At 71.1% G+C, this 21,941-nt stretch carries 22 protein-coding genes and 1 pseudogene; 8 read left to right on the top strand and 15 right to left on the bottom strand.

The genetic code is table 11. The features are described 5' to 3' along the window. Window positions 1-12: 12 nt before the first annotated feature. The 3 genes from pyrH to rpsB all read right to left on the bottom strand — a co-directional run bounded on the left by pyrH (window position 13) and on the right by rpsB (window position 2,869). Window positions 13-801, bottom strand: coding sequence for a UMP kinase (pyrH, locus tag ACWCPW_RS19245; RefSeq protein WP_449762771.1), 789 nt, complete (start codon window positions 799-801; stop codon window positions 13-15). Window positions 802-887: 86 nt separating this feature from the next. Then, entirely contained in the window at window positions 888-1,721 is an 834-nt protein-coding gene (gene tsf / locus ACWCPW_RS19240; RefSeq protein WP_449762770.1) for a translation elongation factor Ts, read from the bottom strand. 206 nt (window positions 1,722-1,927) lie between these two features. Then, on the bottom strand, window positions 1,928-2,869 hold the full coding sequence (gene rpsB, locus ACWCPW_RS19235) for a 30S ribosomal protein S2 (RefSeq protein WP_449762769.1): 942 nt from the start codon (window positions 2,867-2,869) through the stop codon (window positions 1,928-1,930). Between the two features lie 456 nt (window positions 2,870-3,325). Here rpsB and ACWCPW_RS19230 point away from each other — a divergent pair. Next, window positions 3,326-3,763 (top strand): annotated as a pseudogene (locus ACWCPW_RS19230) (peptidoglycan DD-metalloendopeptidase family protein); the annotation flags it as partial. 128 nt (window positions 3,764-3,891) lie between these two features. On the opposite strand, the gene ACWCPW_RS19225 reads toward ACWCPW_RS19230, so the two are convergent. Both ACWCPW_RS19225 and dusB read right to left on the bottom strand, forming a co-directional pair. Continuing rightward, window positions 3,892-4,497, bottom strand: a complete 606-nt coding sequence (locus ACWCPW_RS19225; RefSeq protein ID WP_449762768.1) for a TetR/AcrR family transcriptional regulator — start codon at window positions 4,495-4,497, stop codon at window positions 3,892-3,894. A 113-nt stretch (window positions 4,498-4,610) separates the two neighbouring features. Further along, window positions 4,611-5,807 carry a tRNA dihydrouridine synthase DusB gene (dusB, locus tag ACWCPW_RS19220; RefSeq protein WP_449762767.1) on the bottom strand — a complete coding sequence of 399 codons (1,197 nt, stop codon included), beginning with the start codon at window positions 5,805-5,807 and terminating at the stop codon, window positions 4,611-4,613. A 101-nt stretch (window positions 5,808-5,908) separates the two neighbouring features. On the opposite strand from dusB, the gene ACWCPW_RS19215 reads away from it, so the two are divergent. Both ACWCPW_RS19215 and ACWCPW_RS19210 read left to right on the top strand, forming a co-directional pair. Beyond that, window positions 5,909-6,574, top strand: coding sequence for an NADAR family protein (locus tag ACWCPW_RS19215; RefSeq protein WP_449762766.1), 666 nt, complete (start codon window positions 5,909-5,911; stop codon window positions 6,572-6,574). A gap of 15 nt (window positions 6,575-6,589) precedes the next feature. Further along, a complete protein-coding gene (locus ACWCPW_RS19210) occupies window positions 6,590-7,573 on the top strand; it encodes a hypothetical protein (RefSeq protein WP_449762765.1) in 984 nt (327 codons plus the stop codon). 140 nt (window positions 7,574-7,713) lie between these two features. Here ACWCPW_RS19210 and ACWCPW_RS19205 read toward each other — a convergent pair whose 3' ends face one another. Then, entirely contained in the window at window positions 7,714-9,096 is a 1,383-nt protein-coding gene (locus ACWCPW_RS19205; RefSeq protein WP_406296081.1) for a glycine--tRNA ligase, read from the bottom strand. 163 nt (window positions 9,097-9,259) lie between these two features. Between ACWCPW_RS19205 and ACWCPW_RS19200 the strand changes: the two genes are divergently transcribed. From ACWCPW_RS19200 to ACWCPW_RS19185, 4 genes are all read left to right on the top strand, one after another. Continuing rightward, complete coding sequence (locus ACWCPW_RS19200; RefSeq protein ID WP_449762764.1) at window positions 9,260-10,222, top strand: metal ABC transporter substrate-binding protein; 963 nt, start codon at window positions 9,260-9,262, stop codon at window positions 10,220-10,222. Then, the gene (locus tag ACWCPW_RS19195) at window positions 10,219-10,995 is read left to right on the top strand and encodes a metal ABC transporter ATP-binding protein (protein WP_449762763.1); all 777 of its coding nucleotides are present in this window, start codon (window positions 10,219-10,221) and stop codon (window positions 10,993-10,995) included. The genes ACWCPW_RS19200 and ACWCPW_RS19195 overlap by 4 nt, the downstream gene beginning before the upstream one ends. After that, the gene (locus tag ACWCPW_RS19190; RefSeq protein ID WP_449762762.1) at window positions 10,992-11,909 is read left to right on the top strand and encodes a metal ABC transporter permease; all 918 of its coding nucleotides are present in this window, start codon (window positions 10,992-10,994) and stop codon (window positions 11,907-11,909) included. The genes ACWCPW_RS19195 and ACWCPW_RS19190 overlap by 4 nt, the downstream gene beginning before the upstream one ends. Before the next feature lie 61 nt (window positions 11,910-11,970). Continuing rightward, the gene (locus tag ACWCPW_RS19185) at window positions 11,971-12,390 is read left to right on the top strand and encodes a Fur family transcriptional regulator (RefSeq protein WP_449762761.1); all 420 of its coding nucleotides are present in this window, start codon (window positions 11,971-11,973) and stop codon (window positions 12,388-12,390) included. Between the two features lie 15 nt (window positions 12,391-12,405). Here ACWCPW_RS19185 and ACWCPW_RS19180 read toward each other — a convergent pair whose 3' ends face one another. From ACWCPW_RS19180 to leuA, 7 genes are all read right to left on the bottom strand, one after another. Further along, window positions 12,406-12,954, bottom strand: coding sequence for a hypothetical protein (locus ACWCPW_RS19180; RefSeq protein WP_449762760.1), 549 nt, complete (start codon window positions 12,952-12,954; stop codon window positions 12,406-12,408). A gap of 146 nt (window positions 12,955-13,100) precedes the next feature. Beyond that, window positions 13,101-13,871: a TIGR03943 family putative permease subunit gene (locus tag ACWCPW_RS19175; RefSeq protein WP_449762759.1), complete on the bottom strand. Its 771-nt coding sequence runs from the start codon at window positions 13,869-13,871 to the stop codon at window positions 13,101-13,103. Further along, a complete protein-coding gene (locus tag ACWCPW_RS19170) occupies window positions 13,868-14,956 on the bottom strand; it encodes a permease (RefSeq protein WP_406296092.1) in 1,089 nt (362 codons plus the stop codon). Before ACWCPW_RS19170 ends, ACWCPW_RS19175 begins: the two co-directional genes overlap by 4 nt. Before the next feature lie 142 nt (window positions 14,957-15,098). Further along, entirely contained in the window at window positions 15,099-16,004 is a 906-nt protein-coding gene (locus tag ACWCPW_RS19165; protein WP_449762758.1) for an isoprenyl transferase, read from the bottom strand. Continuing rightward, window positions 16,001-16,753: a DNA repair protein RecO gene (gene recO, locus ACWCPW_RS19160; RefSeq protein ID WP_449762757.1), complete on the bottom strand. Its 753-nt coding sequence runs from the start codon at window positions 16,751-16,753 to the stop codon at window positions 16,001-16,003. The genes ACWCPW_RS19165 and recO overlap by 4 nt, the downstream gene beginning before the upstream one ends. A 49-nt stretch (window positions 16,754-16,802) precedes the next feature. Continuing rightward, complete coding sequence (locus ACWCPW_RS19155) at window positions 16,803-17,411, bottom strand: TerB family tellurite resistance protein (protein WP_406296094.1); 609 nt, start codon at window positions 17,409-17,411, stop codon at window positions 16,803-16,805. Between the two features lie 259 nt (window positions 17,412-17,670). Continuing rightward, the gene (gene leuA / locus ACWCPW_RS19150) at window positions 17,671-19,428 is read right to left on the bottom strand and encodes a 2-isopropylmalate synthase (RefSeq protein WP_449762756.1); all 1,758 of its coding nucleotides are present in this window, start codon (window positions 19,426-19,428) and stop codon (window positions 17,671-17,673) included. 311 nt (window positions 19,429-19,739) lie between these two features. Between leuA and ACWCPW_RS19145 the strand changes: the two genes are divergently transcribed. Continuing rightward, entirely contained in the window at window positions 19,740-20,492 is a 753-nt protein-coding gene (locus tag ACWCPW_RS19145; RefSeq protein ID WP_449762755.1) for a hypothetical protein, read from the top strand. Between the two features lie 15 nt (window positions 20,493-20,507). On the opposite strand, the gene era is transcribed toward ACWCPW_RS19145, so the two are convergent. Together era and ACWCPW_RS19135 are read right to left on the bottom strand one after the other, a co-directional pair. After that, window positions 20,508-21,458, bottom strand: coding sequence for a GTPase Era (gene era / locus ACWCPW_RS19140; protein ID WP_395862015.1), 951 nt, complete (start codon window positions 21,456-21,458; stop codon window positions 20,508-20,510). A gap of 103 nt (window positions 21,459-21,561) precedes the next feature. Beyond that, entirely contained in the window at window positions 21,562-21,921 is a 360-nt protein-coding gene (locus tag ACWCPW_RS19135) for a cytidine deaminase (protein WP_449762754.1), read from the bottom strand. Between the last annotated feature and the right edge of the window lie 20 nt (window positions 21,922-21,941).

Raw genomic sequence — 21,941 nt, 5'->3', positions numbered from 1 at the left:
TGTCGCCGTCGATCAGCCGTCGGTACGGCTGACCAGGGTGCCGATCTTCTCACCCCGCACGGCGCGGGCGATGTTGCCCTCGACGAGCAGGTTGAAGACGACGATCGGCAGTTCGTTGTCCATGCACAGGCTGATCGCGGTGGCGTCCGCGACCTTGAGCCCGCGGGCGAGCACCTCGGCGTGGTCCAGGTGATCGAACATGACCGCGTCCGGGTTGGCCTTCGGGTCGCAGTCGTACACGCCGTCGACACCCTTGGCCATGAGCAGCGCCACCGCGTCGATCTCCAACGCGCGTTGGGCGGCCGTGGTGTCGGTGGAGAAGTAGGGCATGCCCATACCCGCACCGAAGATGACCACGCGACCCTTCTCCAGGTGTCGCACCGCCCGGCGCGGGATGTACGGCTCGGCGACCTGGCCCATCGTGATGGCGGTCTGCACGCGGGTGTCGATGCCCTGCTTCTCCAGGAAGTCCTGCAGCGCCAGGCAGTTCATCACGGTGCCGAGCATGCCCATGTAGTCCGAGCGCGCGCGGTCCATGCCGCGGATCTGCAATTCGGCGCCGCGGAAGAAGTTGCCACCGCCGATGACGATGGCGACCTCGGTGCCCCGGCGGACCACGTCGGCGATCTGGAGCGCGATGGTCTGCACGGTGTCGGGATCGACGCCCAGGGCGCCGCCGCCCGCGAACGCCTCGCCGGAGAGCTTGAGCAGCACCCGGCGGGCGTAGGGGTTCGGCTCGTCGCCCTCGGTGGACGACGAGGAGGCCGCCTTCGTTTCGGTTTCCTGCACGGTTCCCTCCACGCCTTGCGGCCTCCTCGCCATACTGCTTCCACTTGCGTTCATGCCTACTGCATGCCCCGAATCGGGGCGGTGGTGCGAGGGGCGGATCAGACGCCGACGCGGAAGCGGGTGAACCGCTTGACCTTGACGCCGGCCTCGTCCAGGACCTTGCCCACGGACTTCTTGCTGTCCTTGGCGAACGCCTGGTCGAGCAGCACGTTCTCCTTGAAGAAGCCGGTCACCCGGCCCTCGACGATCTTGGCGAGGGCGGCCTCGGGCTTGCCCTCCTCGCGCGCGGTGGCCTCGGCCACGCGGCGCTCGTTCTCGACCGTCTCGGCCGGCACGTCCTCGCGGCTGAGCACCGTCGGCGAGAACGCGGCGATGTGCTGCGCGACGTCCTTGGCGACCTCGGCGTTGGCGCCGTCCAGCTCGATCAGCACGCCGATCTGCGCGGGCAGGTCGGGGCTGGTCTTGTGCAGGTAGGCCGCGACGAAGCCGTCGGCGTACTGCGCGAAGCGGTCGAGCACGATCTTCTCGCCGAGCGTGACGTTGGCGTCGTCGACGTACTGCTGGACGCTCTTGCCGGCCTCGATCTCGCTCGCGAGCAGCGCGGCGATGTCGGCGGGCGAGCTCTTGGCGACGTGCGCGGCGATCGCCTCGGCGGCCTCGATGAACTTCGGGCTCTTGGCCACGAAGTCGGTCTCGCACTTGAGCTCGACCAGCACGCCGGACGCGTTGCCGTCGAGCAGCGCGACGACGGCACCGTTGGAGGCCGAGCGGCCCTCGCGCTTGGTGACGCCCTTCTGGCCCTTGACGCGAAGGATCTCGACAGCCTTGTCGACGTCACCTTCGGCCTCTTCGAGGGCCTTCTTGCAGTCCATCATGCCTGCGGCGGTGAGCTCACGGAGCTTCTTCACGTCCGCGGCGGAGAAGTTCGCCATGTCCTGATTCTCTCGTCTCTCGGGTCAGCGGCCCGGTTGCGCCGAGCGACTGCGGGTGAGGTTGTCGCCCCACCCGATGAAGGTCAAGGGGCTGTGCGGGTATTCCGACACATACGGGGACGTACGAGGTACGCACGCACCGTGATCGGGGCCCGGCACAGGGCGAGGGGTACGCCGGCTGGGCCGTCGTACCCCTCGTTCCAGGGTCAGACCTGCGGGTCGGCCTCGGTGGCCGGCGCCTCGGTGGCGGCCTCGGCGGCCGGAGCGGCCTCGGTGGTCTCGGTGGCCTCGGCCTCGACATCGGCCTCGGTGACCGAGCCGGACTCGACGATCTCCTCGGCGGCGGGGGCGGCTTCGGCCGGAGCGGCCTCTTCCTTCTTGCCGGCCTCGAGCAGCTCGCGCTCCCAGTCGGCGAGGGGCTCGCCGGCGGTGGCCTTGGTGTCGGCGGCGGCGCCACCGGCACGCGACATGAGACCGTCGGCGACGGCGTCGGCGATCACGCGGGTGAGCAGCGTGACCGAACGGATCGCGTCGTCGTTGCCCGGGATCTTGTAGTCGACCTCGTCGGGGTCACAGTTGGTGTCGAGGATCGCGACGACCGGGATGTGCAGCTTCCGGGCCTCGCCGACGCCGATGTGCTCCTTCTTGGTGTCCACGATCCACACGGCCGAGGGCACGCGCTGCATGTCGCGGATACCGCCGAGGGTCTTCGCCAGCTTGTCCTTCTCGCGCTTGAGGACGAGCAGTTCCTTCTTCGTCATGCCCGAGCCGGCCACGTCGTCGAAGTCGAGCTGCTCGAGCTCCTTCAGGCGCTGGAGGCGCTTGTAGACGGTCGAGAAGTTGGTCAGCATGCCGCCGAGCCAGCGCTGGTTGACGTAGGGCATGCCCACGCGCGTCGCCTGCTCGGCGATCGCTTCCTGCGCCTGCTTCTTGGTGCCGACGAAGAGGATCGTGCCACCGTGGGCGACGGTCTCCTTGACGAACTCGTAGGCGCGGTCGATGTACGACAGCGACTGGAGCAGGTCGATGATGTAGATGCCGTTGCGCTCCGTGAAGATGAAGCGCTTCATCTTCGGGTTCCAGCGGCGGGTCTGGTGACCGAAGTGGACGCCGCTTTCCAGCAGCTCCCGCATCGTGACGACGGCCATGGCCGTACGCTCCTTGGGCTCTCGTCCCGGCGATCGTGCCCGGGACTCTCGGTTGTGCCGTGGCGACGGGTCGCCGCCACGCCTGACGCCCGCGACACCACGCCGAGGTCCTTGCGGATTCCCGGACCGAGAGGTGTCCCCATCGAGTCCCGCTCGGTGGCGTCTCGCCATGCGGGACGTCGGCGGCTCGAAGGTGGGCGCGCGAAGTCGACCCGGAAGGCCGGGCCGCTCCGGGAAGTGTACGGGAACCGCGCGCGGCCGAGCGACTCGCCTTCCGGCCACCCTTTTCCGATGCCTCGTCAGCCTGTATGCGATCTTTTCGAGCCGTATCGGTCTTCGACGACCACCGTCCGGTTATGCACAGAAAAAGTTGTCTACACGCAGTGAGCCGCTGTTTGTCCACAGTGCGCGTCGCGCCGGTCGGGGTGCGGTTCGACGCGGACGAGTCTGGTCCGCATGAACGCGTCGAAACCCGGCCGAGGGCCGATCGTGCTGTGTCTCGTCTTGCTCACGGCCGTGGTGTCCACGGCCGGCCCGCCGGCCGCGACCGGCACGGTGCGACCCGCGCCGGCGGCTCGGCGCTGGGTGTGGCCGCTGGATCCCCGGCCCGCGGTGCTGCGCGGGTTCGAGGCGCCCGAGACGGCGTGGTCGGCGGGGCATCGTGGGGTGGATCTCGCCGCAGGGGTCGGACAACCGGTGCTCGCGGCGGGCGCGGGGGTGGTGGTGTTCGCGGGGTCGGTGGCCGGGCGCGGGGTGGTCAGCGTGCGGCACGGGGACGTGCGCACGACCTACGAGCCGGTGCTCGCGTCGGTGTCGGCCGGGCGGGCGGTCGTTGCGGGCGAACCGCTGGGGGTGCTCGCGCCGGGGCCGTTCCATCTGGCCGAGCCCTGTCTGCACTGGGGACTGCTGGTGCCCGGGTACCGCGATCCGCTGACCTTGCTGCGGCGGGTGCGGGTGCGGCTGTATCCGAACCGTCCGGGTCCGGGTCCCGCCTGGTCGGGCTCTCCCCACGCGGGCTCCGCTTATTCGGGCTCCGCCCGATCGGGTTCCGCGACCCGGGCGACGCCGCCGAGTACGAGTGCGAGCGTGGCCGCCTCGACCGCGCCGGGGTCGGCGCCGCATTCGATCCGGCGGACCGCGGCGTCGACCATGCCCTGGACCAGCGTCGCGACCAGCATCGGGTCCCGGTGGCCCAGCGCGGCGAGCGCGTCCACCACCAGTTCGACGATCCGCCCGTGGGCGGCCCGGATGCGTTCGCGCGCGTTCGCGTCCAGCTCGCCGGTGGAGATGGCGACGACCACCCGATGACGGCGATCACCGACCAGTTCCAACTGGCGGGCCACGTAGGCCGCGATCTTGTGCGCCGGGTCCTCGGTCGCGCCCATCGCGTCCTCGACCTCGGCCACCCACGCGGGCAGGTCCACCGCGCAGAGCTCCTCGACCACGGCCGCGCGCGAGGCGAAGTACTCGTAGAGCGAGGAGCGGGCCAGGCCGGTGCGCTCGGCGAGCGCGGGGAAGGTCAGTGCGGCGAAACCGCCCTCGTCGAGCAGGCTCCGCGCGGCGTCGAGCAGCGCGGCGTGCTGCATCGCGCGGTGTTCGGCGACGGAGGACGCTCGAATCTTGGGCATCCACTCACTCTACGACGTCACTGTGCGTGCCATCGGGGAGCTTGCACAATTGCCCGATCCCGCCCATGCCGCCGCCCGCGACCGCATGCCGGCCGCCGGCGGTCGGCCGGGGGTCAACCGCCGGAGTGGTCCAACTCGGCGTCGATCGGGGGCAGCGCGCACTCGGGGTCGTCGAGCCAGCCCTCGGGCAGGATCACCCGCTTGCCGCCGGCGGTCCGGCCGCGCGGGCCGTCCGCGCCGATCGGCCAGGGCTGGTCCAGGTCCAGTCGCCCGAACCAGTCGTCGAGTTCGGCCAGGCTGCTCGCGGTGGCCAGGCCGCGCCGGATGGTGCCGCCGACGGAGAAGCCCTTCATGTACCACGCGACGTGCTTGCGCAGATCGGTCACGCCGTGCGTCTCGTCACCGATCCACTCGGCGAGCAGTACCGCGTGCCGGCGCATGATCGCGGTGGCCTCGCCCAGGGTCGGGCGGGCCCGTTCGGCGCTGCCCTCGAACGCGGACACCAGGTCGCGGAACAACCACGGGCGGCCCAGGCAGCCGCGGCCGACCACGACACCGTCGCAGCCGGTCTCCCGCATCATCCGCAACGCGTCCTCGGCGTCCCAGATGTCGCCGTTGCCGAGCACCGGGATGTCGGTGACGACCTCCTTCAGCCGGGCGATGGCGGACCAGTCGGCGGTGCCGCCGTAGTGCTGCTCGGCGGTGCGGCCGTGCAGGGCGACCCAGGTGATGCCCTCGTCCACGGCGATCCGGCCCGCGTCGAGGTAGGTCAGGTGGTCGTCGTCGATGCCCTTGCGCATCTTGATGGTGACCGGCACGCCGCGCGCGTTCTTGACCGCCGAGCGCAGGATGTCGCGCAGCAGGTTGCGCTTGTAGGGCAGCGCCGAGCCGCCGCCCTTGCGGGTGACCTTGGGCACCGGGCAGCCGAAGTTGAGGTCGATGTGGTCGGCCAGGCCCTCGTCCACGATCATCGCCACCGCGCGGCCGACGATGTGCGGGTCGACGCCGTAGAGCTGGATGCTGCGCGGGCGCTCGGTCTCGGCGAAGCGGATCAGGCGCAGCGTCTTGGCGTCCCGCTCGACCAGCGCGCGGGTGGTGATCATCTCGCTGACGTACAGCCCGGCGGGCCGTGCGGTGGTCGCCGCCTCGGCCTGTTCCTGGCACAGCGTGCGGAACGGCGCGTTGGTGATGCCGGCCATCGGGGCCAGCACGACCGGCGGCCAGATCCGCGCGCCGCCCTCGGCGCCCAGGCGCAGCGGCGCCCAGGGGCTGCCGGTCGCGTCGGGGGTGGGTGCGTCGGCGGGTGCCATGGACGGTGCTCCAAAAAGGGTGCGGGGATGGATCCGATCCATTGTCCCCCACCGGGAAAAGCTGTTTCCGGGTGTCGGTCGGTGCTGACACGATCGTCGCCATGAGCATGGATCCCGGGGATTCCCGCGCGGCGACCGACGAGCCCGGTGACGAGTCCGGTGGCCGGCTCGCCGTCGAACCTCGCGATGTCGCGTCCCTCGTCCTGCGGGCGCGGCGCGAACCTCGGCCGAAGTACGTCTTCTTCTGGGGTCATCGGGAGCCGCGCGAGGGTGTGGACTCGGGTTGTCTGAGCCAGTGGTATCCGTCCCCGTTCACGGTGGACGGGGTGAGTTATCGCACCGCCGAACACTGGATGATGGCGGGCAAGGCGCGGATGTTCGGCGACGCGGACGCGGAGCGGCGGGTGCTGGCGGCGGGCCACCCCAAGACCGCCAAGACGATCGGTCGGCAGGTGCGCGGCTTCGACGAGCGGCGCTGGGTGGACGAGCGGTTCGAGCTGATCGTGGCGGGCAACGTGGCCAAGTTCGGGCAGCATCCCGCGATGGGCGCGTTCCTGCTCGGCACCGGGCGGCGGGTGCTGGTGGAGGCCAGTCCGCTGGACCGGATCTGGGGCATCGGGCTGGCCGCCGACGACGAGCGGGCCGCCGACCCCGAGCGCTGGCGCGGGCTGAACCTGTTGGGATTCGCGTTGATGGAGGCCCGGGCCCGGCTGGCCGGCTCGACCGGGCGCGCTTCGGGATCCGACCCCGACCCGTCGTCCCGATGAACTAATCTCCGCACCATGAGTGCCTTCCCGCCCCCGCAGCCCCCGAACGGGCCCGGCTACGGCCACGGGCAACAGCCGTACGGCCAACCGAACAACGGTCAACAGCCCTACGGCGGCCAACCGTATGGGCAACCCGGCTACGCACAACAGCCGTACGGTCAGCCGTATCCGCAGCAGCAGTACGGCCAGGGGTACGGTCAGCCGCCCGCGCCGCCGAGCCGGCGGAAGTGGCTGATGCCGGTGGCCGCGGTGCTCGCGCTCGGCGTGATCGGCGGCGGGGCCTTCTTCTTCCTGTCCAAGGACGACGGCGACGACAAGAAGCCGGCCGCGAACTCGTCGCCGAGCCCGGCGAGCAACGGCGGCGCGCTGCCCGCGCCGCAGGGCTCCGCCGGTGCGCCCACCGACGAACCCAAGGGCTTCCAGTCCGCGCCGCCGCCGAACACGTCCAACATCGACGCGGTCTCCACCGACAAGCTGCCCTTCACCACGGACTACTTCTTCAACGACGCGGCCGAGTTCGCCGGCCGCAGCGGCGGCAAGTACCGGCAACTGTCCGCCGACGGCGGCGCGGCGGCGGACTGTTCGAAGGTGGTCACCGCGACCGGCGCGGCGATCACGCAGAACGGTTGTGTGGGTGTGCTGCGCGGGTCGTACAAGGACTCCGCCGGCAAGTACGTGGCGACCCTGTCGGTGGTCTCGGTGCCGGACAAGGCCAAGGCGCAGGCGTTGAAGCAGGCGCTGGAGAAGATTCCGTTCGCCACGTCGCCGACGGCCTGGCTGGCACCGCCCGCGTCGAGCGGGGTGGCCTTCAAGGACGGCTCCGAGCACATCGCGGTCGCCACCACGACCGGGCACTACGTGCTGGTGATCGACATCGGCCGGGCCGACGGCGGTCCGCTCAAGGGCCAGGGCGAGGAAGCCTCGAAGGCGGCGAGCGCCGTCTACAGCGATCTGACCTACCGGATGACGGACCGCATCATGGCCGGCATCTTCAAGTGAGCCGGTCGGTCCGCGACTGAGCGGGTCCGCGACGCGACGTCGGTTCGCCGATCGGTGCGCGACGAACAACGAGGGGCGCCGTCCGCGACGGCGCCCCTCGTGTCGTCTCCCGTGCTCCGCGGCCTACGGCCGGGTTCGGGTCAGCAGCCCGGCAGTCGCGCCGAGAGATAGCCCACGACCTGGTCGAGCGACACCCGCTCCTGCTGCATCGTGTCGCGCGAGCGCACGGTCACCGCGTTGTCCTCGAGCGTGTCGAAGTCGACGGTGATGCAGAACGGCGTGCCGATCTCGTCCTGGCGGCGGTAGCGACGGCCGATCGCACCGGCGTCGTCGAAGTCGCAGTTCCAGTACTGGCGCAGGTCCGCGGCCAGCCCGCGGGCCTTGGGCGACAGGTCGGTGTTGCGCGACAGCGGCAGGATGGCGGCCTTGACCGGAGCCAGCCGCGGGTCCAGACGCAGCACGGTGCGCTTCTCCAGCTTGCCCTTGGCGTTGGGCGCCTCGTCCTCGAAGTACGCGTCGAGCAGGAACGCGAGCATCGCCCGGTTCAGGCCCGCGGCGGGCTCGATGACGTACGGGAACCAGCGCTCGCCGGCGTCCTGGTCGAAGTACGACAGGTCGGTGCCGGACTTCTCCGAGTGGGTGCGCAGGTCGTAGTCCGTGCGGTTGGCGATGCCCTCCAGCTCGGAGAACTCGGTGCCGCCGAAGTTGAAGCGGTACTCGATGTCGACAGTGCGCTTGGAGTAGTGCGACAACTTCTCCTTCGGGTGCTCGAAGAAGCGCATGTTGTCGGGGCTGAGGCCGAGACCGACGTACCAGTCCCAGCGCTGCTGCATCCAGTACTCCTGCCAGGTCTCGTCCTCACCCGGCTTGACGAAGAACTCCATCTCCATCTGCTCGAACTCGCGCGTGCGGAAGATGAAGTTTCCGGGCGTGATCTCGTTGCGGAAGCTCTTGCCGGTCTGGGCGATGCCGAACGGCGGCTTCTTGCGCGAGGTCTGCTCGACGGCCTTGTAGTTGACGAAGATGCCCTGGGCGGTCTCCGGGCGCAGGTACGCGCGGCCGGACTCGTCCTGGGTGGGGCCCAGGAAGGTCTGGAGCAGACCGTTGAACATCTTGGGCTCGGTGAAGGTGCCCTTGTTCCCGCAGTTGGGACAGGTGATGTCGGCCAGGCCGTTCTCCGGCAGCCGGCCGCGCTTGGCCTCGTAGGCCTCTTCGAGGTGGTCGGCGCGGTAGCGCTTGTGGCACGAGGTGCACTCGGTCAGCGGGTCGACGAACGCCTCGACGTGACCGGACGCCTCCCACACCTCGCGGGCGAGAATGACCGAGGAGTCCAGACCGACGATGTCGTCACGCGAGGTGACCATCGTGCGCCACCACTGGCGCTTGATGTTCTCCTTGAGCTCCACGCCGAGGGGACCGTAGTCCCAGGCGGCCCTCTGGCCGCCGTAGATCTCACTACAGGGGTAAACGAAGCCTCGGCGCTTGCTCAGGCTGACGATGGTGTCGATCTTGTCGGCGGCCACAATGCTCTCTTCGGTGCGACGATGCGGGCAGTGACAGTGTCGGCACAGGCTACCGGCGCGCTGGTCGACCCCGTAAATCCTTATGCCCGAGCCCCGCTCCGCCACGGTTGGCCCAATCCGCTATTATTGACAACGATTGTCATTCTAGTTGAGAATCATTGTCATGAAGATACGCCGCACCGCTCCGGCCGCACTGCTCGCGACCGCCGCCGCGTCCGCCCTGCTGCTCTCCGGATGCGCCGGTACCGACGACGCGAAGGCGGAGACCGGCGCGGGCGCGAAGCTGCGCGTGATCGCGGCCTTCTACCCGATGAAATTCGTCGCCCAGCAGGTCGGCGGGCCGCACGTGAAGGTGACGAACCTGACCAAGGCCGGGGCCGAGCCGCACGACCTGGAGCTGACCCCCAAGCAGGTCGGCGCGATCTCGCAGGCCGATCTGGTGGTCTACCTCAAGGGTCTGCAGCCCGCGGTGGACAAGGCGATCCAGCAGAACAAGCCCAAGCACACCGCCGAGGCGAGCACATTCGCGCCGCTGGAGGAGCACGGCACCGAGGTGCACGGCGCCGAGGAGGACGGGCACGAGGGCCACGACCACGCGGACGCCGAACACGGCGACCCGCACGTGTGGCTCGACCCGACCCGCCTCGCCGCGATCGCCGGCGGCGTGGGCGAATCGCTCGCCGCCGCCGACCCGGCCAACGCGCGGGACTACCGCGCCCGCGCCGCCGACCTGACCGCGCGCCTGAACGGACTCGACGGCGAGTTCACCGCCGGCCTGGCGACCTGCGCGCGCAAGGACGTGGTGACCAGCCACGCCGCCTTCGGCTACCTCGCGGAGCGTTACCACCTGAACCAGATCGCGGTGAACGGCGTCAACCCCGAGTCCGAGCCCTCCCCCGCCCGCCGGGCCGACATCCAGAAGCTGGCCCGCGAGCGCGGCGTGACCACGATCTTCTTCGAGACCCTGGCCGAGCCCAAGACCGCCAGGACGCTCGCCCAGGACCTGAAGGTGCAGACCGGCGTCCTGGATCCGCTCGAGGGCATAAAGAACGAGGCCGAGAACGATTACTTCTCGGTGATGCGCGCCAACCTGGACGCGCTGCGGAAGGGACTCGGCTGCTCATGACGGAACTTCACGCGCCGGTCGCCCGGCTGATCGGCGGCACCGCGTCCCTGGGCGGCCGCCCGGTCCTGCGCGGGGTGGACCTGAGCGTGCGCCCCGGCGAGGTGGTCGCGCTGCTGGGCGCCAACGGCTCGGGCAAGTCCACGCTGGTGCGCACCCTGGTCGGCCTGGTCCCGTTGACCGGCGGCACGATCGAGTTGTTCGGCACACCGTTCGCGCGCTTTCACGACTGGTCCCGGATCGGCTACGTGCCGCAGCGCACCACGGCCACCGCCGGGGTGCCGGCCAGCGTGCGCGAGGTGGTCACCTCCGGCCTGCTCAACGGCCGCCGCGTACTGGGACCGGGCCGGGACGGCCGGGCCGCGGTGGACGAGGCGCTCACGGCGGTCGGCATGCTCGACCGCGCGCGCGACGGCATCGCGCACCTGTCCGGCGGCCAGCAGCAGCGGGTGCTGATCGCCCGCGCCCTGGCCCGCCGTCCCGACCTGCTGATCATGGACGAGCCGATGGCGGGCGTGGACCTGCGCAGCCAGGAGGTGCTCGCGGGCACCCTGCGGGCGCAGCAGGAACAGGGCCGGGCGGTCCTGCTCGTGCTGCACGAACCGGGCCCGCTGGAGCCGCTCATCGACCGCGCGGTGGTGCTGCGCGAGGGCTGCGTGTGCCACGACGGTCCGCCGCCGCGAGCGGTCGGCCAGCACGCGCTGCCGGGCCACGACCACGTGCACCCGCACGACGATCACACCGCGCACCGCGCCGGGATGGGACTGCTCTCGTGACGATCCTGGACTTCCCCTTCATGCAGCGCGCGCTGCTGGCGGCCCTGCTCGTGGGCATGACCGCGCCCGCCGTGGGCGTCTACCTGGTCCAGCGCCGCCAGGCGTTCATGGGCGACGGCATCGGACACGTCGCGCTCACCGGCGTGGGCCTGGGCTTCCTGCTCAGCACCTCCCCCGTACTGACCGCGGTGCTCACCGCGTCGGTCGGCGCGGTGTTGATCGAGCTGATCCGCGAACGCAACCGGGTCAGCGGCGACGTCGCGCTGTCCGTGCTCTTCTACGGCGGCATCGCGGGCGGCGTGATGCTGATCAACCTCGCCCCGGAGGGATCCAACGCCAATCTCCAGTCGTACCTGTTCGGCTCGCTGACCTCGGTCTCGCCGGAGGACGTCAAGATCATCACGGTCCTGGCCGTCGCGGTGCTCGCGGTCACCCTCGGGCTGCGCCGCGCGCTGTTCACGGTGTGCCAGGACGAGGACTTCGCCCGGGTGACCGGGTTGCCCGTGCGCACGCTGAACCTGCTGCTCGCGGTCACCGCCGCGGTCACCGTGACGGTCGCGATGCGGGTGGTGGGGCTGCTCCTGGTGAGCGCGCTGATGGTGGTCCCGGTCGCGGTCGCCCAGCAGCTCTCGCGCACCTTCGCGATGACCGCCGCGATCGCGATCGTGGTCGGCGTGTTGGTCTCGGTCTCCGGTACGACGCTGACGTACTACGTGGACGCGCCGCCCGGGGCCACCATCGTGCTGCTCGCGATCGCGCTGTTCGTCGTGGTGGGCGTGCTCGCGACACCGCTGAACCGGCGCCGGGCCCGGCGCGCGGAGGCCGCCGCCGCCGAGGCGGACCGGCCTCGGGCGGACGACGTGCATGTGGACGCGGGGGTACCGGACGCCGGCACAATGGCGACTCGGACATAGACACTGCGCGCCGGTGCGGAAACGGCGCCGTCCGACCCGCAGCGATCGAGGAGGCACCCAGGTGGACACCGCCCACGGCACGAGCCCGGTTCGGGGTCGGTCCACCCGGCAGCGTGCCGCCGTCTCGGCCCTCCTCGACGAGATCGAGGACTTTCGCAGCGCGCAGGACCTGCACGACCTGCTCAAGCAGCGCGGCGAGGCGGTCGGGCTGACCACCGTCTACCGCACGCTCCAGGCCCTCGCCGACGCGGACGAGGTGGACGTGCTGCGCACCCAGGACGGCGAGTCGGTCTACCGCCGGTGCAGCCGCGGGCACCACCACCACCTCGTCTGCCGCTCCTGCGGACGCACCGTGGAGGTCGAGGGCCCGGCGGTGGAGCGCTGGGCGAACCGGATCGCCGCCGAACACGGCTTCGGCGACGTCTCGCACGAACTGGAGATCTTCGGTACGTGCGCGCAGTGCGCGAACGCGGCCGACTGACCCCGGCCCGATCGGCTACCAGGCGCCGCCCCCGGTCGTACCGGCCGTGCCACCCCACGTCCCGCCCTCGGCGCACGTGCCGGTGGGCCGCACCGTGGCCGAGCCGACCCGATTCGGCTTCAGCACGTTGAGCTGTCCGGCCGCGATCGAACCGCCGGAGAGGAACTCCGAGTAGGCGAACGTCTTGGTGATCGACTTCTTCCCCGCGGGCACCTCGATCTCCTCCTGCTTCATGCTGCCGGAGGATCCGCCGTAGGAGACGGTGATCCGGCCGCCCTTGTGCCCGTCGGCGAAGGTGATCGTGCCGATGAAGGTCTCCATGAACGCGGTCCTGCACCGAACGCCGGCGAGCGTGCCGGGCGTGACGGTCAGGAACACGCCCTTGACCTCGAGTTCGCCGTCGCCGGCCGGGCCGTCCCGGTCCGCGCTCTTCGGCGCCTCGGTGCTCGCCTCACCCTTGCGGTCGGCGTCCGCTCCCTTGTCCTTTTGGCACGCGGTCACACCCGATCCGAGTACGCCCACGACGACCGCCGCGACGACGGCACGGCGCATTCCCCATCCCATGCTGATTCCCCCCGAGAGACCGGCGGATCGTCCTCCCCAGGCGATCCGTCCGCGAACCCACGGTAGGAGAAGGGACGTCGCGCCACCGCCGCGCTCGCAGGACGCGAACGCGGCGGTGACCGGACGGTGACATCGTCACGGCGTGCCTATTCGTACGGCTCGCGCGGGGCCTGGATCGGGGTGACCTCGGTGGCGGTCAGGGCCGGCATCGCGTCGTCCGCCTGGGTCTGGCCGTTGGGCAACCAGCGGCCGGTGACCGTCACCCACGAGTCGGTCGGGGGCGCCGCGATGCCGTGGACCTCGATCTTGCGAGCGAAGGCGTCGGCGGCACAACAACTGATCACCATCCGGGTGATGTACCACGTGCCCGGCGTCTTGCCGGGCGTGACGAAGCCGGTGAGCCGGACGTTGCGGTCCTTGAGCGGCGCGGAGGTGTCCCAGACCGATCGGATCAGGAAGTCCGCCAGGCTCATCGGCAGCGGGTCGCCCGCCGGCAGCGGGGGAAAGCCCGCGTCGTTCGAGGCCGCGGCCGGCTTGGCCACCACGTTGTCCGAGCGCGCGGCGGTGTACGAGCCGAGCGCGGGCGGCGCGATCAGGAACAGCGCGAGCACCGGCAGGCACAGCAGCCAGGCCGCCCGCGGGCCGGCCGAGTGGTCGTGGCCGCCCGCCTCCGCCGGCTCCCCGGCGTCCTCGGCCGGGTGTGCGTGCGCGGGCTCCGCCGCCGGCTCCGGCGCCCGGCGCTGTATCCCGTCCCGCACCGCCGAGATCAGGCCGACCGCGAGCAGGATCGCGCCCGCCGCGAGCAGCGCGGGACGCAGGCCGTCCTTGACGTAGCGCAGGTACATGTCGGTCACCGAGATCCGCAGCAGCGCGCCGCCGATCAGGATCAACAGCACCGCCTGGACGTCCCGCCTCACAACAACCACCATCCGACGACGTAGCTTGCGACGATCGCGACCACGAACGTCGCCGAGGAGAACCGGGCCGCGAAGCCGCGCCCGAAGGTGCCCGACTGGAGCGCGATCAGCTTCACGTCCACCATCGGGCCGACCACCATGAAGGCCAGTTTCGCGGTCGGCGAGAAGCCGATCAGGCTCGCCGCCACGAACGCGTCCGCCTCCGAGCAGACCGCGAGCACCACGGCGAGGAAGGCCAGTGCGAGCACCGCGAACCACGGCGAGTCGGAGACCGCGTCGATCACGTGCTTGGGCACCGTGACGTTCAGCGTCGCGGCGGTCAGCGCGCCGATCACCAGGAAGCCGCCCGCGTGCAGGAAGTCGTGCTGGAGCGCGAGCCGGAAGTTCTCCCACTTGCCGCTGCCGCCGTGATCGTGCGGACGGCGCGTCGCCTTGATCCACTCGGGCCGGCCGAACCGGGCCCACAACCAGCCCATCAGCACCGCCGTGCCGAGCGAGGCGAGGAACCGGGCGAGCACCATCTCGGGCTGCTTGGGGAAGGCGACCGCGGTCGCGGTCAGCACGATCGGGTTGATCGCGGGCGAGGACAACAGGAACGCCAGCGCCGCGGCGGGCGCGACCCCGCGCGCCATCAACCCACTGGCCACCGGCACCGACGCGCACTCGCAGCCCGGCAGGATCGCCCCGGCCGCACCCGCGACCGGAACCGCCAGCGACTGCCGCTTGGGCAACACCTTGGTGAACACCGACGGCGGCACGAACGCGGTGATCGCGGCCGACAACAGCGTGCCGAGCACCAGGAACGGCAGCGCCTGGACGGAGATCGCGACGAACACGGTGGCCCAGGTCTGCACCGAGCGCGCGCCGAGCCGATCCACGATCCACGGCTGCGCGAACAGCAGCACGACCAACGCCAGGACGAAGAACTCGAGTTGGCCCGGCCGCCAGCGCTCGGCGGGCGGGCCGACGGGCGACCCCGGTCCGGCGGTCGCGGGCGACGACTCGGCGCCACGGGGCGGCGGTGGCGCCGGCCGTGTGGCGGTGGCGGGGCGCGACGGCGCGCTCTTTTCGAACATGATGGTCATGTTCGCATTGATCGCGGGGCCGCCGCTCGACGCGCACCGCGCTTTGCGAACCTTTCACCCGCGGGTTCGCATCCGCCGGTTCCCGCCCGACGGTTCCCTGGCCATCGCGGCCGACGGTCGACCGGCGGCCACGCGCGGGCGATCAGGCTCCGGAGGCCGCCGTGGAGCCCGAGGACACCGGCTGCGGCGCGGTGACCGCGTTCGGCAGCGCACCGCCGTAGCGGCGATCGCGCGACGCGTACGTCTGGCACGCCTGCCACATGTGCCGCCGGTCGAAGTCCGGCCACAACACGTCGAGGAAGACCATCTCGGCGTAGGCGGACTGCCACAGCAGGAAGTTGGAGGTGCGCTGTTCACCGGAGGACCTGATGAACAGGTCGACGTCGGGCATGTCCGGCTCGTCGAGGTACTTGGCGAACAACTTCTCGTCGACCTTCTTCGGGTCGAGCCGGCCCGCCTTGACGTCCTCGGCGATCAGCGCCGCCGCGTCCGCGATCTCGGCCCGGCCGCCGTAGTTGATGCACATCGCCAGCGTGAGGTTGGTGTTGTTCTTGGTCCGCTCCTCGGCGATCTCCAACTCCTTGATCACGCTCGCCCACAGCCGGGGCCGCCGGCCGCACCAGCGGATCCGCACCCCGAGTTCGTCCATCTCGTCGATCCGCCGGTGGATCGTGTCGATGTTGAAGCCCATCAGGAAGCGCACCTCCTCGGGCGAGCGCTTCCAGTTCTCGGTGGAGAACGCGTACGCGGAGACGTACTTGACGCCGATCTGGGCCGCGCCCTCGACCACGTCGAACAGCGACGCCTCACCCGCGGTGTGTCCGTCGGTACGGGCCAGACCGCGCTCCTTGGCCCAGCGGCCGTTGCCGTCCATCACCAGCGCCACGTGCCGGGGCACCAGGTCGGCCGGGATCTCCGGCGGCAGCGCGCCCTCGGCGTGCGGCTTCGGGTCGCGGTAGTGCCGCTGCTCCCGAGCGGCCCGGGCGGGCGCCGACTCGGCCCGCCGGCGGCGGGGGAACAGGCCGAAGCGGCCACGCGACTGACTCACGATCTCTCCACCAATCTCAACGAGCGGATGCCCCGCTCCAGGTGCCATTGCAGATACGCGGCCACCAGGCCGCTGCCCTCGCGCCGGTGCCGCGGCTCGCTCGCGTCGGCTCGGCCCCAGTCGCCGGTCAACAGCGCACCGAGCAGGGAAAGGGTCTCGGGTGAGGGTACGACGGATCCGGCGGGACGACAGTCCCCGCAGACCGTCCCGCCGCCCTGGACGGAGAAGAACCGGTTCGGTCCGTCCAGGCCGCAACGCGCGCAGTCGGCGAAGCTCGGCGCGTAGCCCGCCACCGCGAGCGAGCGCAGCAGGAACGCGTCCAGCACCAGGCCGGGCTCGTGGGCGCCCCCCGCGAGCGTGCGCAGGGCACCGATCAACAGCAGGTACTGCTGGAGCGCCGGTTGGCCGCGCTCGTGGTCGGTGAGCCGCTCGGCGGTCTCCAGGATCGCCGTGCCGGACGTGTACGCGGCGTAGTTCGACGCGAGTCGGCCGCCGTACGCGCCCAGGGTCTCGGCCTGCGTGATGATCGGCAGGCCGCGCCCGGGGAAGTCGCTGCCCCGGGTGAAGAACTGGACGTCGACGTGCGCGAACGGCTCGACCCGGGCGCCGAACTTCGACTTCGTCTTGCGCACCCCGCGCGCGACCGCGCGCACTATCCCGTGGTCGCGGGTCAGGAGGGTGATGATGCGGTCGGCCTCACCCAACTTCTGGGCGCGCAGGACGACACCCTCGTCACGGAGGAGGCTCATGCTCCCATTGTGCCGCGCCCGGCCGACGCGCCGCGTGGCCCGCCGCGGTTCACGGGCCCGCGAGCACGTGGTCGACCCGAGCCCGGCCGAGCCCGAGCCGGTCGCCCGCGTGGTACAGGATCACCCGGTGTGCCGGGTCGTACGCCCCGCAGGCCAGCGCGACCCGGGCCGCGACGCCGACCAGGTGCTCGCGCCCGGCGACCGCGAGGTGCGGGGCGATCTCGGCGAGCGCCCACGCGGTGTCCTGCGCCAGGTGCGCCCCCACGTCGACGGCGAGCGCGCACGCGTCGTAGCTCGGCATGCCCGCGGCCCGGACCGCCTCGACCGCCGCCGCGCGCACCGCGTCCGCCGCGTGCGGCTCGTCGTCCACGGCCGCGACGACGGCCACCACGAGCGCGCGCACCGCCTCGCGCAGCATCAGGGTGAGCGCTCGGGCGGTCGGCGTCTCCAGTACCGAGACCTCGTGCCGGGTGCAGCACACCGCGCACTCGATCCCCGATCCGGCCCGCCCGAGCGGGATCAGCGCCACACCGAACAGCACGAGCCGGCGCCGGCCCCCGCCCTTGCGGAAGCGTCGATCGCCTCCGCACGCCGGACAGTGGAACTCGCCGTCCCCGATCGCCGATCGGATGGTCCGGATGCCCACGACGAAAAACATGGTGCAGCCCCCTGCGTCCCGCCGGCGGAAAGCGATATTTCCGCCTGCTCCGATGCTGCCACGGATTTCACGAAGCGTCATCGAAAGCGGACAGATGGTTACTTTTGTTCACGCGGGGCAGGGCGATACGGGCCGTCGACGGGCGGGGCGGACCGCCCGCACCACGTGACGCCGGCGTCGGCACCATCGGGAACGTCGGGGGACAAGAAACGGCGGCCCCCGGTCGAACCGGGGGCCGCCGTCGGTCACTCCGTCGTGATCAGCCGCGCGCGGCGCGGTTGACCGCGCTCACGATCGCCTTGAGCGACGCGCGCACGATGTTCTCGTCCACGCCCACACCCCACAGCACCCGGCCGTCGACCGCGCACTCGACGTAGGCCGCGGCGCGCGCGTCCTCGCCGCCGCTCATCGCGTGCTCGCTGTAGTCCAGCACCCGGGCGTCGAAGCCCAGGTCGCCCAGGGCCCGGACGAACGCGTCGATCGGGCCGTTGCCGATCGCCTCCAGCGTCTGCACCTCGCCGTCCACGCTCATCTCGACGGTCAGCACGTCCTTGCCGTCCGTACCGGAGAGCGTGCGGTGGCCGCGCAGTTCCAGCCGACCCCACGGGGCGTCCGGGGTGGGCAGGTACTCGTCCCGGAAGGTGGCCCAGATCTGTGCCGGCGTCACCTCGCCGCCCTCGGCGTCGGTCTTGGTCTGGATGATCCGGGAGAACTCGATCTGCGCGCGCCGCGGCAGGTCCATCTTGTGGTCGGCCTTGAGCACGTACGCGACGCCGCCCTTGCCGGACTGGCTGTTGACCCGGATCACCGCTTCGTAGGTGCGGCCCACGTCCTTGGGGTCGATCGGCAGGTACGGCACCGCCCAGTCCAGTTCCTCGACCGGCTTGCCCGCCTGCGCCGCGTCCCGCTCCAGCGCCTCCAGGCCCTTCTTGATCGCGTCCTGGTGCGAGCCGGAGAACGCGGTGTAGACCAGGTCGCCCGCGTACGGGTGGCGCGGGTGCACCGGCAGTTGCGTGCAGTACTCGACGGTGCGCCGGATCTCGTCGATCTCGGAGAAGTCGATCATCGGGTCCACGCCCTGGCTGAACAGGTTCATCCCCAGCGTGACCAGGTCCACGTTGCCGGTCCGCTCGCCGTGCCCGAACAGGCAGCCCTCGACCCGGTCGGCGCCGGCCATCACGGCCAGCTCGGTCGCCGCCACCGCCGCGCCCCGGTCGTTGTGCGGGTGCACGGACAGCGCGATGAACTCGCGGCGGGTGAGGTTGCGGCTCATCCACTCGATCTGGTCCGCGTACACGTTCGGCGTCGAACGCTCGATCGTCGCGGGCAGGTTCAGCACGATCTCGCGGCCCGCCTCGGGCTGCCACACGTCCATCACCGCCTCACAGACCTCCAGCGCGAAGTCCGCCTCGGTGTCGATGAAGATCTCCGGCGAGTACTCGTAGCCGAACGCGGTCTCCTCGCCCAGGTGCTTGTCCGCGAAGCGCATCACGTGCTCGGTGCCGGACACCGCGATCGCCCGGCACTGCTCGCGATCGACGTTGAAGACGACCCGGCGGAAGGTCGGCGCGGTCGCGTTGTACAGGTGCACCGTGGCCTTGGGCGCGCCGATCAGCGACTCGACGGTGCGCTCGATCAGTTCCTCGCGGGCCTGGGTCAGCACCGAGATGGTGACGTCCTCCGGTACCGCGCCCTCTTCGATGATCGAGCGGATGAAGTCGAAGTCGGTCTGCGACGCGGCCGGGAAGCCGACCTCGATCTCCTTGTATCCCATCCGCACCAGCAGGTCGAACATGGTCCGCTTGCGGGTCGGGCTCATCGGGTCGATCAGCGCCTGGTTGCCGTCCCGCAGGTCGGTGGACAGCCAGCGCGGTGCGACCGTGATCGTCTTCGACGGCCAGGTGCGGTCCGGCAGGTCGACGCCCTGGAACGGCTTGTACTTGTGGATCGGCATCCCGGACGGCTGCTGCGTCACGGACGAGGCGGTGATCGGCGTGACGCGATTCACGGAAGGCATGCGGCTGGTCTCCTGTGTATGCGAGGAACGGGCTGCAACGGCAGGTAGGCCGGCGACGGGAGGAATCGACATCCCGGAGGCTCCGACGTGCGGACATGCCTCTATCCCCGCGACGGGGGAGCCGGTCTGACCTCTGTCAGAGGGATGAGCCCCCGGCGCGGCGGCTAAGGAGAAGCAGCCACTGACGCATGATTTTGCAACCATACCCGACCGGTCGCAGCGGTCGGGCCGGCATCCGGCATACGAACACATGCGATCTTTTCGGCCCCGACCCTCCCCCGAAGGCCGGGTTCCTCCTACGCTGCCTGACCATGAGCTACGACAACCAGGGCCCATACGGACCACAGCCGGGTCAGGGCCAGCCCGGCGGATACCCCCAGCAGGGCGGCCCGGGCTACGGACAACAACCTCAGCAGGGCGGATACGGGCAGCAGCCCCCGCCGCCGCAGTACGGGCAGCAGCCCCCGCAGTACGGCCAGCAGCCGCCGCCCGGGTACGGACAGCAGCAGCAGCCGTACGGCCAGCAGCAGGGCTACGGGCAGCAGCCCGGTGGGTATCCGCCGCCCACGCCGAGCGGAGGCGGCATGGGCGGCGGCGGGCTCGCGCCGTTCGCGCCGGCCGCGATCGCCGGCGTGATCGCGTCGGTGATCGTGGCGATCGGCTCGTGCCTGGCCTGGATCGGCGCCGACGGCAAGGGCGACCCGATCAAGGGCCTCGAAGGCGACGGCAAGTGGACGCTGGCCGCGGGCCTGATCGCCGTGGTGCTCTTCGGCGTCGGCGTCGCGATGCGCAAGGCCCAGGTCGCCGCGGGCGCGGGAGTCGCGGGCATCGTGGCGCTCGGCTTCGCGATCTGGAACATCGCCGACAAGACCCGGCTGCCGATCCAGGAGGCTGACCTCTCCGGCGCCCAGGCCGATCGGGCCAAGAAGATCCTGGAGAACGTGGACCTCACGGCCGAATTCGGCCTCTGGATGGTCCTGGTCGGCGCCGTCGTCGCGGTCGGCGCCGCCGTGTTCATCCTGATGTCCGCGAACCGTAACCAGAGCGGCCCCTACGGCCGCTGACCCACCCGTTCGATCTCAGAATCCGAGCTTGCGGAGCTGCTTGGGGTCGCGCTGCCAGTCCTTGGCCACCTTCACGTGAAGGTCCAGGTAGACGGGCGTCCCAAGCAGCGCCTCGATCTGCTTGCGGGCCCGCGTGCCCACGTCCTTCAGCCGTGAACCCTTGTGCCCGATGACGATCGCCTTCTGGCTCGGTCGTTCGACGTAGAGGTTCGCGTGCACGTCGAGCAGCGGCTTGTCCGCGGGGCGGTCCTCGCGCGGGATCATCTCCTCGATGACCACCGCGAGGGAGTGCGGGAGTTCGTCCCGGACGCCTTCCAGGGCCGCCTCGCGGATCAACTCGGCCGCCATCACCATCTCCGGCTCGTCGGTGAGCTCGCCGTCCGGGTACAGCGGCGGGCCCGCCGGCAGCAGCGGCATCAGCAGGTCGGCGACCAGGGTCACCTGGCTGTCGCCGACGGCGGAGACCGGGATGATCTCGGCCCACTCGATGCCGACGTCCTCGCCCATCTTCTGCACCGCGAGCAACTGCTGGACCAGCGTCTGCTGGTCCACCAGGTCGGTCTTGGTCACGATCGCGACCTTGGGCGTGCGCTTGGCCTCGGCCAGCTCGGCCGCGATGAACTTGTCACCGGGCCCCACCTTCTGGTCGGCCGGGATACAGAAGCCGATCACGTCGACCTCCGCCCACGTGGCCCGGACCAGGTCGTTCAGCCGCTGGCCGAGCAGCGTGCGCGGCTTGTGCAGGCCGGGGGTGTCCACCAGGACGAGTTGGCCGTCGGGACGGTGCACGATGCCGCGCACCGTGTGGCGGGTGGTCTGGGGGCGGCCCGACGTGATCGCCACCTTCGTGCCCACCAGCGCGTTCGTCAGGGTGGACTTGCCGGCGTTGGGGCGGCCCACGAAACACGCGAAGCCCGAGCGGTGGACGGGCGCGGAGGGGTTAGGGCGATCACTCATGCGTGACATTGTCGCTCAAGATGCGAGCGTTCCTTGCGCCGCGGGTGCGCCGGCCGCCCCGGAGCCGACCCCGGACGGGCGCCGGCCGACCCCGGACGGTCCCAAGCGAACCTCAGACGGTCACGATCGCGCGCACGACCGCGTCCGGGCCGGCCGACAGGATCGGCGTACCGGCGCCGCCCAGATCGCGCACGGCGTCCCGGTCGGCCTCGGGGACCGTCTCGGCCTCCCCGACGATCGCCGCCGCCTCCAGACCACGCGCTCCCCCCGCGACCGCCATCGCGACGGCCGTGCGCAGCGCGGACAGCTCCAACGACGGCAGCGCGACCGTGGACGCCGTATAGGTGCGTCCGGTCTCGTCGCGCACGGCGGCGCCCTCGCTCGCCCCGTTGCGGGCCCGGGTGGCCCGGGCCAGGGTGACGATCTTGGCGTCCTCGGGGTCGACGGTGAACTCGGGCGTCTCGGCGCTCACGGGGGCCTCCTGCTCGGCGC

This window comes from Embleya sp. NPDC001921 (assembly GCF_053594475.1).
Note: the sequence above shows the minus strand (reverse complement) of the source record. Positions and strands in the feature narration are given on the sequence as shown.